General features: G+C 72.9%; 15 protein-coding genes. 6 read left to right on the plus strand and 9 right to left on the minus strand.

Annotated features, from left to right (window positions below; genetic code table 11):
• Positions 1 to 18 precede the first annotated feature (18 nt).
• A complete protein-coding gene (locus FBY22_RS08895; RefSeq protein WP_142143885.1) occupies positions 19 to 960 on the minus strand; it encodes a lysylphosphatidylglycerol synthase domain-containing protein in 942 nt (313 codons plus the stop codon).
• A gap of 208 nt (positions 961 to 1,168) precedes the next feature.
• Here FBY22_RS08895 and FBY22_RS08900 point away from each other — a divergent pair, with 208 nt between their 5' ends.
• Together FBY22_RS08900 and FBY22_RS08905 are read left to right on the plus strand one after the other, a co-directional pair.
• Positions 1,169 to 1,552 (plus strand): BlaI/MecI/CopY family transcriptional regulator, encoded by a 384-nt coding sequence (locus FBY22_RS08900; RefSeq protein WP_142143887.1) that lies wholly within the window; start codon positions 1,169 to 1,171, stop codon positions 1,550 to 1,552.
• A 60-nt stretch (positions 1,553 to 1,612) separates the two neighbouring features.
• A complete protein-coding gene (locus tag FBY22_RS08905; RefSeq protein WP_142143889.1) occupies positions 1,613 to 2,500 on the plus strand; it encodes a M48 family metalloprotease in 888 nt (295 codons plus the stop codon).
• Positions 2,501 to 2,717: 217 nt separating this feature from the next.
• Here the strand turns inward: FBY22_RS08905 and FBY22_RS08910 are convergent, their stop codons facing one another.
• On the minus strand, positions 2,718 to 3,878 hold the full coding sequence (locus FBY22_RS08910; RefSeq protein ID WP_142143890.1) for an MFS transporter: 1,161 nt from the start codon (positions 3,876 to 3,878) through the stop codon (positions 2,718 to 2,720).
• 16 nt (positions 3,879 to 3,894) lie between these two features.
• Positions 3,895 to 4,254, minus strand: a complete 360-nt coding sequence (locus tag FBY22_RS08915; protein ID WP_058922177.1) for a metalloregulator ArsR/SmtB family transcription factor — start codon at positions 4,252 to 4,254, stop codon at positions 3,895 to 3,897.
• Between the two features lie 157 nt (positions 4,255 to 4,411).
• Between FBY22_RS08915 and FBY22_RS08920 the strand changes: the two genes are divergently transcribed.
• Complete coding sequence (locus FBY22_RS08920; RefSeq protein WP_142147470.1) at positions 4,412 to 5,884, plus strand: AlkA N-terminal domain-containing protein; 1,473 nt, start codon at positions 4,412 to 4,414, stop codon at positions 5,882 to 5,884.
• 20 nt (positions 5,885 to 5,904) lie between these two features.
• Positions 5,905 to 6,387, plus strand: a complete 483-nt coding sequence (locus FBY22_RS08925) for a methylated-DNA--[protein]-cysteine S-methyltransferase (RefSeq protein ID WP_142143892.1) — start codon at positions 5,905 to 5,907, stop codon at positions 6,385 to 6,387.
• Positions 6,388 to 6,460: 73 nt separating this feature from the next.
• Here the strand turns inward: FBY22_RS08925 and FBY22_RS08930 are convergent, their stop codons facing one another.
• Positions 6,461 to 7,219 (minus strand): Sir2 family NAD-dependent protein deacetylase, encoded by a 759-nt coding sequence (locus tag FBY22_RS08930; RefSeq protein ID WP_142143894.1) that lies wholly within the window; start codon positions 7,217 to 7,219, stop codon positions 6,461 to 6,463.
• An 80-nt stretch (positions 7,220 to 7,299) separates the two neighbouring features.
• On the opposite strand from FBY22_RS08930, the gene FBY22_RS08935 reads away from it, so the two are divergent.
• Positions 7,300 to 7,680 carry a hypothetical protein gene (locus tag FBY22_RS08935; RefSeq protein ID WP_142143896.1) on the plus strand — a complete coding sequence of 127 codons (381 nt, stop codon included), beginning with the start codon at positions 7,300 to 7,302 and terminating at the stop codon, positions 7,678 to 7,680.
• 18 nt (positions 7,681 to 7,698) lie between these two features.
• Here the strand turns inward: FBY22_RS08935 and FBY22_RS08940 are convergent, their stop codons facing one another.
• Positions 7,699 to 8,193 (minus strand): NUDIX hydrolase, encoded by a 495-nt coding sequence (locus FBY22_RS08940; RefSeq protein WP_142143898.1) that lies wholly within the window; start codon positions 8,191 to 8,193, stop codon positions 7,699 to 7,701.
• 26 nt (positions 8,194 to 8,219) lie between these two features.
• Entirely contained in the window at positions 8,220 to 9,293 is a 1,074-nt protein-coding gene (locus tag FBY22_RS08945) for an ADP-ribosylglycohydrolase family protein (RefSeq protein ID WP_142143900.1), read from the minus strand.
• A 200-nt stretch (positions 9,294 to 9,493) separates the two neighbouring features.
• Between FBY22_RS08945 and FBY22_RS08950 the strand changes: the two genes are divergently transcribed.
• Positions 9,494 to 10,624 (plus strand): glycerate kinase, encoded by a 1,131-nt coding sequence (locus FBY22_RS08950; protein WP_260844759.1) that lies wholly within the window; start codon positions 9,494 to 9,496, stop codon positions 10,622 to 10,624.
• 112 nt (positions 10,625 to 10,736) lie between these two features.
• Here FBY22_RS08950 and pssA read toward each other — a convergent pair whose 3' ends face one another.
• From pssA to FBY22_RS08965, 3 genes are all read right to left on the minus strand, one after another.
• Positions 10,737 to 11,555: a CDP-diacylglycerol--serine O-phosphatidyltransferase gene (gene pssA, locus FBY22_RS08955; protein ID WP_142147473.1), complete on the minus strand. Its 819-nt coding sequence runs from the start codon at positions 11,553 to 11,555 to the stop codon at positions 10,737 to 10,739.
• A 22-nt stretch (positions 11,556 to 11,577) separates the two neighbouring features.
• Positions 11,578 to 12,234: a phosphatidylserine decarboxylase gene (locus tag FBY22_RS08960; RefSeq protein WP_058922170.1), complete on the minus strand. Its 657-nt coding sequence runs from the start codon at positions 12,232 to 12,234 to the stop codon at positions 11,578 to 11,580.
• A gap of 170 nt (positions 12,235 to 12,404) precedes the next feature.
• Positions 12,405 to 13,610: an acyl-CoA dehydrogenase family protein gene (locus tag FBY22_RS08965; RefSeq protein WP_103783615.1), complete on the minus strand. Its 1,206-nt coding sequence runs from the start codon at positions 13,608 to 13,610 to the stop codon at positions 12,405 to 12,407.
• Between the last annotated feature and the right edge of the window lie 4 nt (positions 13,611 to 13,614).

Raw genomic sequence — 13,614 nt, forward strand, 5'->3', positions numbered from 1 at the left:
ACGCGAGCCGCCACCGCCTCACAGGGCCCTGGCGCGCACCAGCCCGCCCAGCACCAGCAACCCCGGCACCAGGGGAAGCCACACGGTCAGCAGCCGGTAGCCGATGACCGCCGACACGCTGACCCCCGCCGGCGCCCCGGCCGCCGTCAACGACCAGGCGAGCGCGGCGTCCAGGGAACCGAGCCCACCCGGGGTCGGCAGCAGTACGGCGGCGCTGCTCGCGGCGAGATACGCGAGGGCCACCCGCCCGGCCGGAAGAGGCACGTCCAGGGCCCGTACGACGGCCAGGACGACGCCCGTGTGCAGCGCGGCGAACAGCAGCGAGCCACCCCACAGGGCCACCGCCCGCCCCGGACGCTCGTGCACACCGCGCACATCGGCCACCGCGCAGGCCAGTCCGCGCCGCAGCCGGGTCCGCAGCAACAGGGCCGCACCGGCGACCGCCACCGCGGCCCCCGCGCCCACGAGCAGCGGCAACCGGCCCACCGCCGGCGCCCGCAGGGTCCCGGGCCAGGCCATGGCGAGCCCCGCGATCAGAGCACCCCGGACCACGGTGCCCGCCGCGCCCTTCACCGCGAGAGCCGTCGCGGCGCGGCCGGGCGGCAGTCCGCACCGCATCAGGAAGCGCACGTTGACCGCACCGGCGCCCAGTCCGGCGGGCAGCACGTGGTTCGCCGCGGACGCAGCGAACTGCGCAGCCACCAGCCGGCGTACGGGCAGTGCCTCCCGTACCGCCCCCTGCAGCGCGAGCGCCGCGCATCCCCAGGTCAGCACGCTGAGCAGGGCGGCGAGCGACAGCCAGCCGCGGTCGGCGACGGCCAGCCGGTCCGCTCCCGCGTCCAGCACCGGCCAGTGCCGTACGGCGAGCCCCGCGGCCCCCGCTGCCACCGTGACCCCCAGCAGGCTCTGCCACGGCAGCCGCCGGCCGACACTCGTGGACGGGCCGGCCGGCGTGCTCATGCCCCGTTCCGAATCGCCGCGGATGGCCGCTCCGGCGAGGGTGCGGAAGAGGCGGGGGACGTTCTCGTCATCCTCATCCCTCCCGGCCCTACAATCTGTAAGGTCCCGTTTCACCCTACAACCTGTAGGTCGAGGAGACGCCGGAGGCGGGTAAGGGGCAGGTGCGAGTCGGTGACCGAGGGAACCTACGCACCGTAAGGTGGTGGCCATGGCAGGCACGACCCCTCGCGGCAGAGCCGAGCGACGCAGCCCCGGGGAGCTGGAGAGCGAGATCCTCGCCACCCTCTGGGCCACGGAACACGCCCTCACCCCCGCCGAGATCCAGTCCGAACTCGGCGACGGGCTCGCCTACAACACCGTGCACACCATTCTGCGCCGCCTGCACGACAAGGATCTCGTCCTGCGCGACGCCGACGGACGGCGCGGCGCCTACCGTCCCGTCAAGAACGCCGCCGAGATGACCGCCGAGGCCATGCATCGGGCCCTGGACCGCGGGCCCGACCCGATAGCCGCCCTGCAGCAGTTCGTGACCGGGCTGAGCCCCGAGGAGGAGAGCGCCCTGCGCCGGCTGCTGGGCGACGGCGGTGCGTGACGGGCCCGGCCGGCGCAGTCGTACGGCATACGGGTTCAACGGCGGGACAGGAGGCGGCACATGAGGATCGACGTCTACACCCCGCTGCTGCTGTCGCTGCTGCTCGGCGTGGCCGGTCCGCGGCTCGCCAGGTTCGGGACGCCCGCGGCGGCGGCCCGTGCGCTGACCGGTGCCGCGGTGCTCACCGCAGGCGCCTGTCTGTGGGCCCTCGCGCTGCTGACCGCGACCCTGGCCGGCGAGGCCCTGCCGGTCGTCGCCCACGCCCGCGCCGGTGGCCGCGCGCTGCCCGAGCCGGTTCCGGACGCCGTGGCACTCCTCGCGCTTGTCGTCCTCGCGGTCGCCGTCGGCCGGATCCTGCGCGCGGTCCGGGCTCATCGCGCCACCCGCCGCACCCTGCGCCGGCTGTGCGAGGGCCACCCGCCCGGCACCGAACTCGTTGTCGCCGCCTCGCCGCGACCCCAGGCCTTCGCCGTGCCCGGTGATCCGGGCCGGATCCTGGTCACCAGCGCCATGCTCGCCGCCCTGCGCCCCGCCGAACGCCGGGCCCTGCTCGCCCACGAGCGCGCCCACCTCGCCCACCGGCATGCGTTCTACGTCCACGCGGCGACCCTGGCCGCGGCGGCGAACCCGCTGCTCCTGCCGGTCCGCGGGGCCGTCGCCTACCTGGTGGAACGCTGGGCCGACGAACAGGCCGCCGGCGCGGTCGGCGACCGCGGCACCACGGCCCGCGCCCTGGCCCGAGCCGCCCTGGTCTCCCACCGCGCCGACTGCGCCCTGCACTTCGCCGACCGCGCCGTCACCCGCCGCATCGCCGCCCTCCTGAGCACCCCACCGCGCCGCCTGCGTCCCGTCGCCGCGGCCATCCTGACCGTGGGCGCCCTGGCCGCCCTGGGAGCGGCGGACGCCACGGGGGATCTACTGAGCCTGCTGACGGGAGGGGCACTGTAGGCACACGGGCCGGTCGGAGACCCGGGCCGAAGCCGGCCATCCTGCCCCGCCGGCACACACGCGGCTCGCGCCCCCACCGACGGCGCTGCCGCGCCCCACAGGTGCGAGCAAATCCCGCCCCGGCCCACCGCCCGATGCTCCCGGCCGACGCCAGCCGTCCCGTCCCCCGGCCCCGCGTGCCCCGCCCCGGGCGGCCGCCCCGTGCTCTCGGCCGACGTCAGCCGTCCCGGCTCTCCGTCACGCGTGCCTCGCGTCGCACACCCGCGGCTGCGACCACCGCCGTTCCGGCCGCCAGTACCACCGCCAGTGCCGCGTACCCGTACGCCAGTGTCGCCGTCGTGGCGACCGTGGCCACCAGCAAGGGGCCGCCCGCGTCGCCCAGTTCGCGTCCCAGTTCGGCCGCGCCCATGGTCTGTCCGAGCCGTTCCGGCGGGGTGGCGGAGGCCAGGGCCGCGAAGCCGAGCGGTGTGATCAGGCCGGTGCCGACGCCGATGAGGACGGCGGCGAGCAGGAGGCCCGCAAGACCGGGCAACATCGCGCAGGCCAGACCCGCCGCGGCCAGCAGCAGCCCCGCGGTGAGCCCGGTGCGCGCGCCGAGCCGCCCCGCGTCCAGCGCCCGGCCGGCCCGCGGCTGGACGACCGCCGCGCAGGCGGCCAGCACCGACACCGCGGCCCCCGTCGCCACCGTCCCGAGCCCCGCCACCCTGCCGGACACCGGCAGGAACCCCACGCCGACCGACAGCGCGGCCGTCGCCCCTGCGAGCGCCGCCGTCGGCACGACGAACGCCTGGTCCGCGAGCCGCCGCGCCAGGTCCAGCACGGTCTGCCGGGCCCGGGGGAGCGGCGGTACGACGGGTACGGCGACCAGCGCCCACACCGCGACGGCCGCGCCGAGCACCGCGAGCACCGTGAACAGCAGCCGCAGCCCGCCCGCCCACACCAGCACCCCGCCCAGCAGCGGACCCAGCGTGTACCCGATCGACTTGTAGAAGCCGTAACTCCCGAACGCCCGCCCCTGCTTGGCCGCCGGATTGAGCCGCGAGACCAGCGCGGAGGCGGCCGGCGAGAACGCGGACGCAGCCGCCCCCTGCCCGAGCCGCGCCGCCCACAGCCACCCCGGGCTGTCCGCGAGGACGTACACCGCGGACGCGACCGCGAAGCCCAAGAGCCCGCCCAGCAGTACCGGCCGCGCCCCGATCCGGTCGGCGATCGTGCCGAACACCGGCTTCAGCAGCACCTCGGCACCGTCGTACAGGGCCAGCAGACCGCCCAGGACCAGCAGCGAGGTGACGGCGTCACGACCGGCGCCCCCGAGGTTCGCGGCGATGCCGTGCGCCCCGAAGGCGGTGGTGAACCCGGCGGCGTACAAGGGCCACATCCGCCCTCGCGCGGGGTCACTCCCCGGCGTCACTGATCCCCAGCCGCAGGTGCTCGACGTGGTACACGGCCTGGTCCAGGAGCTCGGCGACATGGTGGTCGTGCAGCGCGTAGACCACCGACCGCCCGCGGCGCTCACCGACGACCAGGCCCAGGTTCCGCAGCAGCCGCAACTGGTGCGAGCACGCGGACTGTTCCATCCCCACCTCGGCCGCCAGCTCGGTGGCCGGCAGCGGCCCCTCGCGCAGTCGTGCGAGGATCAGCAGCCTGGAAGGTGTCGACAGGGCCTGAAGCGTGGTCGCCACCTTGGCGACGTTGCCCGCGTCCAGACGGACGCGCTCGGTGACGTCCTGCGCGGCGGCGGCTCCATGACCCATGCGGGCATCCTACCCAGCGGGCGCCGGCGGCCGAAGGGCCGTTCACGCGCATGGTGCTCCCGGTGATCCGCGCCGTCCCAGGGCAGCAGAGGTTCATGTCGGATTCTCGCCAGCCCGGCCCGCGCCCATCGCCGATGCTGGACCCATGCAGAACGGGATGCACACCGACCGAGAGCGCTGCGTACGGGCCGTCCAGTCCAAGGACGCCCGCTTCGACGGCTGGTTCTTCACGGCAGTCCTGACGACCCGCATCTACTGCCGGCCCAGCTGCCCGGTCGTCCCGCCCAAGCCCCGCAACATGACCTTCTACCCGAGCGCCGCCGCCTGCCAGCAGGCCGGGTTCCGCGCCTGCAAGCGCTGCCGCCCGGACACCAGCCCCGGCTCCCCGGAGTGGAACCAGCGCGCCGACCTCGTGGCCCGGGCGATGCGCCTGGTCGCCGACGGTGTCGTCGACCGCGAGGGCGTCCCCGGCCTCGCCGCCCGCCTCGGCTACAGCACCCGGCAGATCGAACGCCAGCTGCTCGCCGAACTCGGCGCGGGCCCGCTGGCCCTCGCCCGCGCCCAACGCGCCCAGACGGCACGCCTGTTGATCGAGACCACCCCGCTCCCCATGGCGGAGATCGCCTTCGCGGCCGGCTTCTCCTCGATCCGCACCTTCAACGACACCGTCCGTGAGGTCTTCGCCCTCTCCCCGAGCGAGCTGCGCGCCCGCCTGCCGAAGAACAGGAACCCGGCGACCACGCCCGGCACCCTCGCCCTCCGCCTCCCCTTCCGTACCCCGCTCAACCCCGACAACCTCTTCGGCCACCTCGCCGCGACCGCCGTACCCGGCGTCGAGGAGTGGCGCGACGGCGCCTACCGCCGCACGCTGCGCCTCCCCTACGGCCACGGCATCGCCTCCCTCACCCCGCAGCCGGACCACATCGCCTGCCGCCTCACCCTCAGCGACCTGCGCGACCTCCCCGTCGCCATCAGCCGCTCCCGCCGCATGCTCGACCTTGACGCCGACCCGGTCGCGATCGACGAACAACTGCGCGCGGACCCTCTGCTCGCCCCGCTGGTCGACAAGGCCCCCGGCCGGCGCGTCCCACGCACCGTCGACGAGGCGGAGTTCGCCGTACGGGCGGTCCTCGGCCAGCAGGTCTCCACGGCCGCCGCCCGCACCCACGCCGCCCGCCTGGTCACCGCCCACGGCGATCCGGTGGACGATCCCGAAGGCGGTCTCACCCACCTCTTCCCGACCCCCGAGGCCCTGGCCGCCGTCGACCCCGAGACCCTGGGGATGCCCCGCAGCCGCCGCACCACCTTGACCACCCTCGTCGCTCAACTGGCCGCCGAAGAGATCCACTTGGGCCCGGAGAGCGACTGGCCCCAGACCCGCGCCCGCCTCCTCGCCCTCCCCGGCTTCGGCCCCTGGACGACGGACGTCATCGCGATGCGCGCCCTCGGCGACCCCGACGCCTTCCTCCCCACCGACCTCGGAATCCGGCGCGCCGCACAGGAGTTGGGCCTGCCCTCCACCCCGGCGGCCCTCACGGCCCGCGCGGCGGCCTGGCGGCCCTGGCGGGCGTACGCGGTCCAGTACCTGTGGGCGACCGACAGCCACCCGATCAACTTCCTCCCGGTGTAAGAAAAAAGCAGGGACCTCCAGTGAGACGACACACCGTCACCGACAGCCCGTACGGCCCCCTCACCCTCGTCGCCGAGGACGGCACCCTCTGCGGTCTCTACATGACCGACCAGCGCCACCGCCCACCACAGCAGACCTTCGGCGACCGTGACGACAGCCTCTTCGGCGAGGCGCGGGAGCAGCTGAAGGCCTACTTCGCGGGCGAGTTGAAGCAGTTCACCCTCCGACTCCACCTCCACGGAACCCCGTTCCAGCGCACCGTCTGGGACCAGCTCCGCCGCATTCCCTACGGCGAGACCCGCTCCTACGGCGAACTCGCCGACGCCCTCGGCAACTCGGGCGCCTCCCGCGCGGTCGGCCTCGCCAACGGCAGGAACCCGATCGGCATCATCGTCCCCTGCCACCGCGTCGTCGGCGCCGACGGCAGCCTCACCGGCTACGGCGGCGGCCTGCCCCGCAAACGCCGACTGCTGGACTTCGAACGGGCGTCGGCCCTCTTCTAGCGCCGACCGCGCCGACCGCGCCGACCGCGCCGACCGCGCCGACCGCGCCGACCGCGCCGACCGCGCCGTCCGCCTACGAAAGCGGACGCACAGGACCGTCCCCGCCCCCATCGCCCAGCGTGCGCAGCAATTTCGGCAGGGCGGTGCCGATCGGCTCCCGGATCACCTCGTCCGCGATCTCGTCGTACGGCGTCGGCTCGGCGTTGACGATGACGAGCCGCGCGCCGTGGTCGGCCGCGACACCGGCGAGTCCGGCGGCGGGCTGCACCTGGAGACTGCTTCCTACGGCGACGAACACCTGGCACGCCTTGGCGATGGCGACAGCCTGGCCGAGGACCTCCGGGTCGAGACGTTCGCCGAACATCACGGTCGCCGACTTCAGGACCCCGCCGCACTGCAGGCAGGCCGGGTCCGCCTCCCCGGCCTCGACCCGGGCCAGGGCGTCCTCCATGGACCCACGGGCGCGGCAGCCCGTGCACACCACCTGCCGTGCGGTGCCGTGCAGCTCCAGCACCTTGCGCGCGGGCATCCCGGCGAGCTGGTGCAGCCCGTCCACGTTCTGCGTGATCACCCGCACCGGCACCCCGGACCGCTCCAGCTCGGCCACGGCCCGGTGCGCCGCGTTGGGTTCGGCCCCCAGCGCCCGGCTCTCGAGCCGCATCAGCCACGACCGCCGCCGGATCTCCGGATCGCCCATGTAGTACTCGTACGTCACGAGCTTCTCGGCCTCCGGGTCCCGCCGCCACAGCCCGTTCGGCCCGCGGTAGTCGGGAATGCCGGAGTCGGTGGAGATACCTGCGCCGCTGAGGACGGCGACGAGGGGCTTGGACATGGCACCGAGGGTAGATCGCGCGATCCGGGCCCGGCCAGCGGATATCGGCCGCTGTCGGACCCTGCCTCTACGCTCGGCACATGAGCGTCTCCCTCTACTACCGCGCGCGCCGCGCCCTGCCGCCGTCCGAGGCCGAGTCGGCCGAGGTGGAGCGCATCGTCGCCGCGCACCTGGCCGCGTTCCCCTACGACGACCAGGAGTGCCTCACTCTGTACGCGAAGAACGCCGACGAGCCGGACGAGCTGCTCGCCGGTTCCACCAAGATGCCGCTGGACCCGGGCCGCCTGCTGCCGGTCGTGGCCTCGGTGCTCGACGCGCTGACGGAGCTGCGCCGCGCCCTGCCGGACGGCGAGTGGCACGTGCACATGGACGACCTGGACATCCCCTGGGACGAGGACGCGGGATACGCCCTGCCCGGTATGAGGGACCCCGACCTCATCGCCGAACTCGGCGGCCCCTGAAAGGTGCACCGGGCGGTGTCAGCCCACCCGCCGGCCGTTCTCCAGCTCCGCCGTCCCCGAGCCCTCGGCCAGGACGTCCAGGGCGGCCAGGACGCGGCCGCCGAGGGTGCCCAGGAGGTAGTCGCCGAGCTCCGCGCGCTCCACCAGCCGCCAGGACAGCAGTTCCTCCTCCTGCAGGCGGATCGCCTTCAGCTCGTCCTCGCCGAGGACTCCGCCGTCGTAGAGGTAGGCCACCAGCGGCGGCCAGCCCGGCCGGTACACCCAGTCCACCGCGAGCAGCCGTCCAAGCTCGCGGTCGAGGCCGATCTCCTCCAGCGTCTCGCGGCGCGCGCCCTGGCGCGGGGTCTCGCCGTCGTCGGACTCGATCGTGCCGCCGGGCAGGGCCCAGCCGTCACGGTAGTTGGGCTCGACGAGCAGGACCCGGCCCGCGGTGTCACGGAACAGGGCGGCGGCACCGGAGAGGATGCGGGGCAGACCCGCGACGTAGGCGGCGAAATCTTCAGAGCTGCTCATCCAGGAAGGGTAACCAGCCACCGCGCTCACTCCTCCTCGCCCGCCAACCGGACCGTCCGCTCCGCCAGATCGCTGATGCGGGCGCCGTCGAAGCCGAAGACCGCGCTGCGGACGGTGTCCTCCAGGGGGTCCGTCCACTGCGGCGGGATCGCGGCCGCCCCGGTCAGGACGCCGGCCACCGAGCCCGCCGTCGCGCCGTTGGAGTCGGTGTCCAGGCCGCCGCGGACGGTGAGCGTGATGGTCCGGGTGAAGTCGCCGTCGCCGTACAACAGGCCCGCGGTGAGCACCGCGACGTTCGGGACGATGTGGATCCAGCCGAGCCCGGCGGTCTCCTCGGCGACCGTCGTCAGCGTGTCCTCCCAGGTCATCCGGGTGTCGTGGAGCGAGACGACCCGGCGCACGGTGCGCGCCAGACGGCTGCTCGCCGGGATCACGGCCAGCGCGGCGTCCACCGCGTGCCGGACCGTGGTCGCCGTGAACGCCGCCGAGATCAGCGCCGCCGCCCACATCGCGCCGTACACGCCGTTGCCGGTGTGCGACAGCACCGCGTCCCGCCGTGCGAGGGAGGCGGCCCGACGCGGGGCGCCGGGACAGGTCCAGCCGTAGATGTCGGCGCGGATGAGGGCGCCGATCCACTCCTGGTACGGGTTGTCGTAGGTCGCGGTCAGCGGCGGTTTGAGACCGTTCGCGAGATTGCGGTACGCCGCCCGCTCCGCGGTGAACGTCTGCAGGTACGGCAGTCTCAGCAGCCACAGGTCGCCGACCTGCTCGGTGCTGAAGCCGAAGCCGTGGGTCTCCAGCAGGTCCAGGCCGAGGATCGCGTAGTCGACGTCGTCGTCCCGGCAGCTGCCGTGGATGCGGCCGCGTACGCACTGGCGCCACTCGGGGCGCAGTTCGAACCCGTCGCTCTCGACGGCCGGCTCGGGGAGGTAGTCGGTCAGGGGCAGGGCGGCGGCCTGCCGCAGATAACGGTCGATCCGGTCCCGCGTCCACAGGTCGCCCCGCTCGACCGGCTTGCCGAGCATGTTGCCCGCGATCCGGCCCAGCCAGCCCCCGAGGACGCGGTCGGTGAGCTCTTGTTCGGTGCCCACAGGGGTCATGCTTCCGGTTTACCCAATTCCGGGGGCGCGTGTGCGGTTTCGGGCGTCCGCACAGGCGCTCCCCACGGCGCTCGTACGGTGCTCCCACGCCGTTCTCAGGCTCTGGGCGGGGCATGACGGCGGGGGTGTGCTCCGGTTAAGGTCGCAGCGGCGCGACTGGCCTTGACGTGCGCGAGGCCCGGAGAGCGAGGGGAAAACAGGTGACACAGCGCGTGCTCATCGCCGCGGACAAGTTCAAGGGGTCGCTGACGGCCGTGCAGGTCGCCGAGCGCGTGACGGCCGGCCTGCGCCGGGTCGTGCCGGCCGTGGAGGTGGCGTCGCTGCCGGTCGCGGACGGCGGCGACGGGACCGTGGACGCCGCGGTCGCCGCGGGCTTCGAGCGGCGGGAGGTGCGCGTCGCCGGGCCCCTCGGGCACGAGGTGACCGCGGCCTTCGCGCTGCGCGGCGACACGGCGGTCGTGGAGATGGCCGAGGCGAGCGGGCTGCAGCGGCTGCCCAAGGGCGTCTTCGCGCCGCTGACGGCCTCCACGTACGGCTCCGGCGAGCTGCTGCGGGCCGCCCTCGACGCGGGCGCCCGCACGATCGTGTTCGGTGTCGGCGGCAGCGCGACCACCGACGGCGGCGCCGGGATGCTGTCGGCGCTGGGCGCACGCTTCCTGGACGCGGACGGCGAACCGGTCCCGCCGGGCGGCGGCGGGCTGGACGACCTGGCCACGGCGGACCTGTCGGGCCTGGACCCGCGGTTCGCGGACGTGGAACTGGTCCTGGCAAGCGACGTCGACAACCCGCTGACCGGCCCGAAGGGTGCCCCGGCCGTCTACGGCCCGCAGAAGGGCGCCTCTCCGGACAACGTGGCGGCCCTGGACTCGGCCCTCGCGCACTACGCGAAGGTGCTGGAGGAGGCCGTGGGCCCGAAGGCGGCCGAGTACGCGGCCTCCCCGGGCGCGGGCGCCGCCGGCGGCATCGGGTACGGCGCCCTCCTGCTCGGGGCCCGCTTCCGCGCCGGCATCGAGGTCATGCTCGACGTACTGGGCTTCGCCCCGGCCCTGGAGCGGGTGGACCTGGTCATCACCGGTGAGGGGTCCCTGGACGAGCAGACCCTGCACGGCAAGGCCCCGGCCGGCGTCGCCGCAGCGGCCCGCGCGGCGGACAAGGAGGTCGTCGCGGTCTGCGGACGGCTCGCCCTGCCCCCGGAGGCCCTCGGCCGGGCGGGCATCCGCCGGGCGTACGCCCTGACGGAGATCGAACCGGACGTCGCGAAGTGCATCACCGACGCCGGCCCGATCCTGGAACGGGTGGCGGAGCAGATCGGGCGTGACTTCCTGACCTGACGGTCGGCCACGGGACGTCCCGGCCCGGCCGAGAGGCCACGGGAGCGGGCATGACGAAGGGGCCCCGAGCCGTCCGGCTCGGGGCCCCTTCGTCGTCGTACGACAGCGTCCGCTACGGCAGCTGTGCCGCCCGTGCCTCGCGGCGGTTGTCGCGGAAGTTGTTCACCCGGCGGGCCGTGGCGAACAGCGGGATGACCGCGCCCGTGACCAGCTGCAGCGCGCAGCCGGTCTGCAGGAGCAGCTGGCCGCTGGGGGCGTCGAAGGCCCAGGCGGCGAGCAGACCCATGGACACGACGATCCACGACAGCATCGCGACCGCGAGGCGGCCCCGCGGCTTCGGATACTCGACCCGGCTCACCATCAGCCAGGCGGTGCCCAGGATCGCCAGCAGCGTCGCCACGAAGGGCAGCTCCAGCAGGACGATCGAGACGACCGTCAACGCGCCGAACGGCGAGGGCATGCCCTGGAACATTCCGTTCGGGACGGTCACGCACGAGAAGCGTGCCAGGCGCAGTACGACGGCCAGGAGCACCACGATCGCCCCGACCGCGGCCACTCTCTGGTGCGCGTCGTCGGCGACCATGCCGTACACGAGGACGAAGTACGCCGGCGCCAGGCCGAAGCTGATCAGGTCGGAGAGGTTGTCCAGCTCCGCGCCCATGGGGGAGGAGCGCAGCTTGCGCGCGACCAGGCCGTCGAACAGGTCGAAGACGGCGGCGCAGAGCATGAGGATGACCGCCGTGGCCGCGCTGTGGCGGGCCATGCCGGTCTCCTGGTCACCGGTGAGGTGCGGGATCAGGATGCCGGTGGTGGTGAAGTACACCGCCATGAAGCCGCACGTGGCGTTGCCGAGGGTGAGGGTGTCCGCTATCGAGAGGCGGAGAGAAAGAGGCATCTCCTCCTCGTCGTCGACCTCGTCCGCCCCGGGCACCCAGCCCGCCTGGGTATCAGGATCAATCACGGTCAATGCGAGTCACCCCAGCCACGGTCTTCTGACCGACCTCGACCGCCACCTCCACACCCTCCGGCAGGTAGATGTCGACGCGCGAGCCGAAGCGGATCAGACCGATACGGTCGCCCTGCTCGACCTTCGTGCCCTGCGGGATGTAGGGGACGATACGGCGGGCCACCGCGCCGGCGATCTGGATCATCTCGATGTCACCGAGTTCGGTGTCGAAGTGCCAGACAACGCGCTCGTTGTTCTCGCTCTCCTTGTTGAACGCCGGAACGAACCCGCCGGGGATGTGCTCGACCGACGTCACCGTGCCGGAGAGCGGCGCCCGGTTGACGTGGACGTTGAGCGGGCTCATGAAGATCGCGACGCGAGTGCGGCCGTCCTTCCACGGCATGATGCTCTGCACCACACCGTCGGCGGGGGAGATGACCCGGCCCGGGGCGATCTCACGCTCGGGGTCGCGGAAGAACCACAGCATGCCGGCCGCGAGCGCGGTGGCGGGCACGGCCACGGCCTTGGCGACGCCGGAGCGGCGGGCGCGGGCCAGGCTGAGGGCTGCGGTGGCGACGGTCGGGAGAAGCCACGGCGATGCTCCGCGCGCAAGACGTACGCCTGCCAGGCTGTCGCGTGGTGCAGAGGTTTGGCTGTGGGGCATGGATGACCTTCGTAGCGGATGATGCCGCGCTGTAACGGGGGACGGCGGCTTTCCGGGGATCGTACCGGTCGACGGCCACAACTGGGCAAGCCAAGAAGCCGAGTCGGCGGCCGAAGAGTGTTGACGGGGTGTGATCTTCTTCTCCAAGAAAACACCCCGTATCCGGACATCTAACCCTGGAATCGATACTCTTCGAGCAACCTGCGACCGATGATCATTTTCTGGATCTCGGCGGTACCTTCACCGATGAGGAGCATCGGTGCCTCACGGTAGAGACGCTCGATCTCGTACTCCTTCGAGAAGCCGTAACCACCGTGAATCCGGAACGCGTCCTCCACGACCTCCTTGCAGTACTCGGAGGCGAGGTACTTCGCCATGCCGGCCTCAAGGTCGTTTCGTTCCCCGGAGTCCTTTTTGCGTGCGGCGTTCACCATCATCGCATGCGCGGCCTCGACCTTGGTAGCCATCTCGGCGAGCTTGAACTGGATGGCCTGATGCTGGGCGATCGGCTTGCCGAAAGTGTGACGCTGCTGGGCGTACTGGACCCCCAGCTCAAAGGCACGCTGAGCGACGCCGCAGCCACGCGCCGCCACGTTCACGCGGCCAACCTCGACGCCGTCCATCATTTGGTAAAAACCTCGGCCGGTGACGCCGCCGAGCACCCGATCGGCCGGAATCCGCAGGCCATCCATGATCAGCTCGGTGGTGTCGACACCCTTGTAGCCCATCTTGTCGATCTTCCCGGGGATGGTGAGGCCGGGGCGGACCTCTCCGAAGCCGGGCTCCTTCTCGACGAGGAAGGTCGTCATGGACTTGTGGGGCGCGGTGCCCTCGGGGTGTCCTTCATCACTTCGGACGAGTACGGCGACCAGACTCGACGTTCCGCCGTTCGTCAGCCACATCTTCTGGCCGTTGAGGACGTATTCGTCACCGTCCTTGACCGCCTTGGAGGTGATGGCGGACACGTCCGAGCCGAGACCCGGCTCCGACATGGAGAACGCGCCGCGGATGTCGCCGGCCGCCATGCGCGGCAGGAAATGGTCCTTCTGCTCCTGCGTGCCGTGCTGCTTGAGCATGTACGCCACGATGAAGTGGGTGTTGATGATGCCGGAGACCGACATCCAGCCGCGGGCGATCTCCTCGACGCAGAGCGCGTACGTCAGGAGCGACTCGCCCAGACCCCCGTACTCCTCGGGGATCATCAGGCCGAACAGGCCCAGCTCCTTCAGGCCGTCGACGATCTGCTGGGGGTACTCGTCGCGGTGCTCCAGCTCGGTGGCGACCGGGATGATCTCCTTGTCCACGAAGTCGCGGACGGTGGAGAGGATCTCCTGCTGGACGTCGGTCAGACCGGCGGTCTGGGCGAGGCGTGCCATCGGG

The organism is Streptomyces sp. SLBN-31 (assembly GCF_006715395.1).
Taxonomy (GTDB): Bacteria; Actinomycetota; Actinomycetes; order Streptomycetales; family Streptomycetaceae; genus Streptomyces.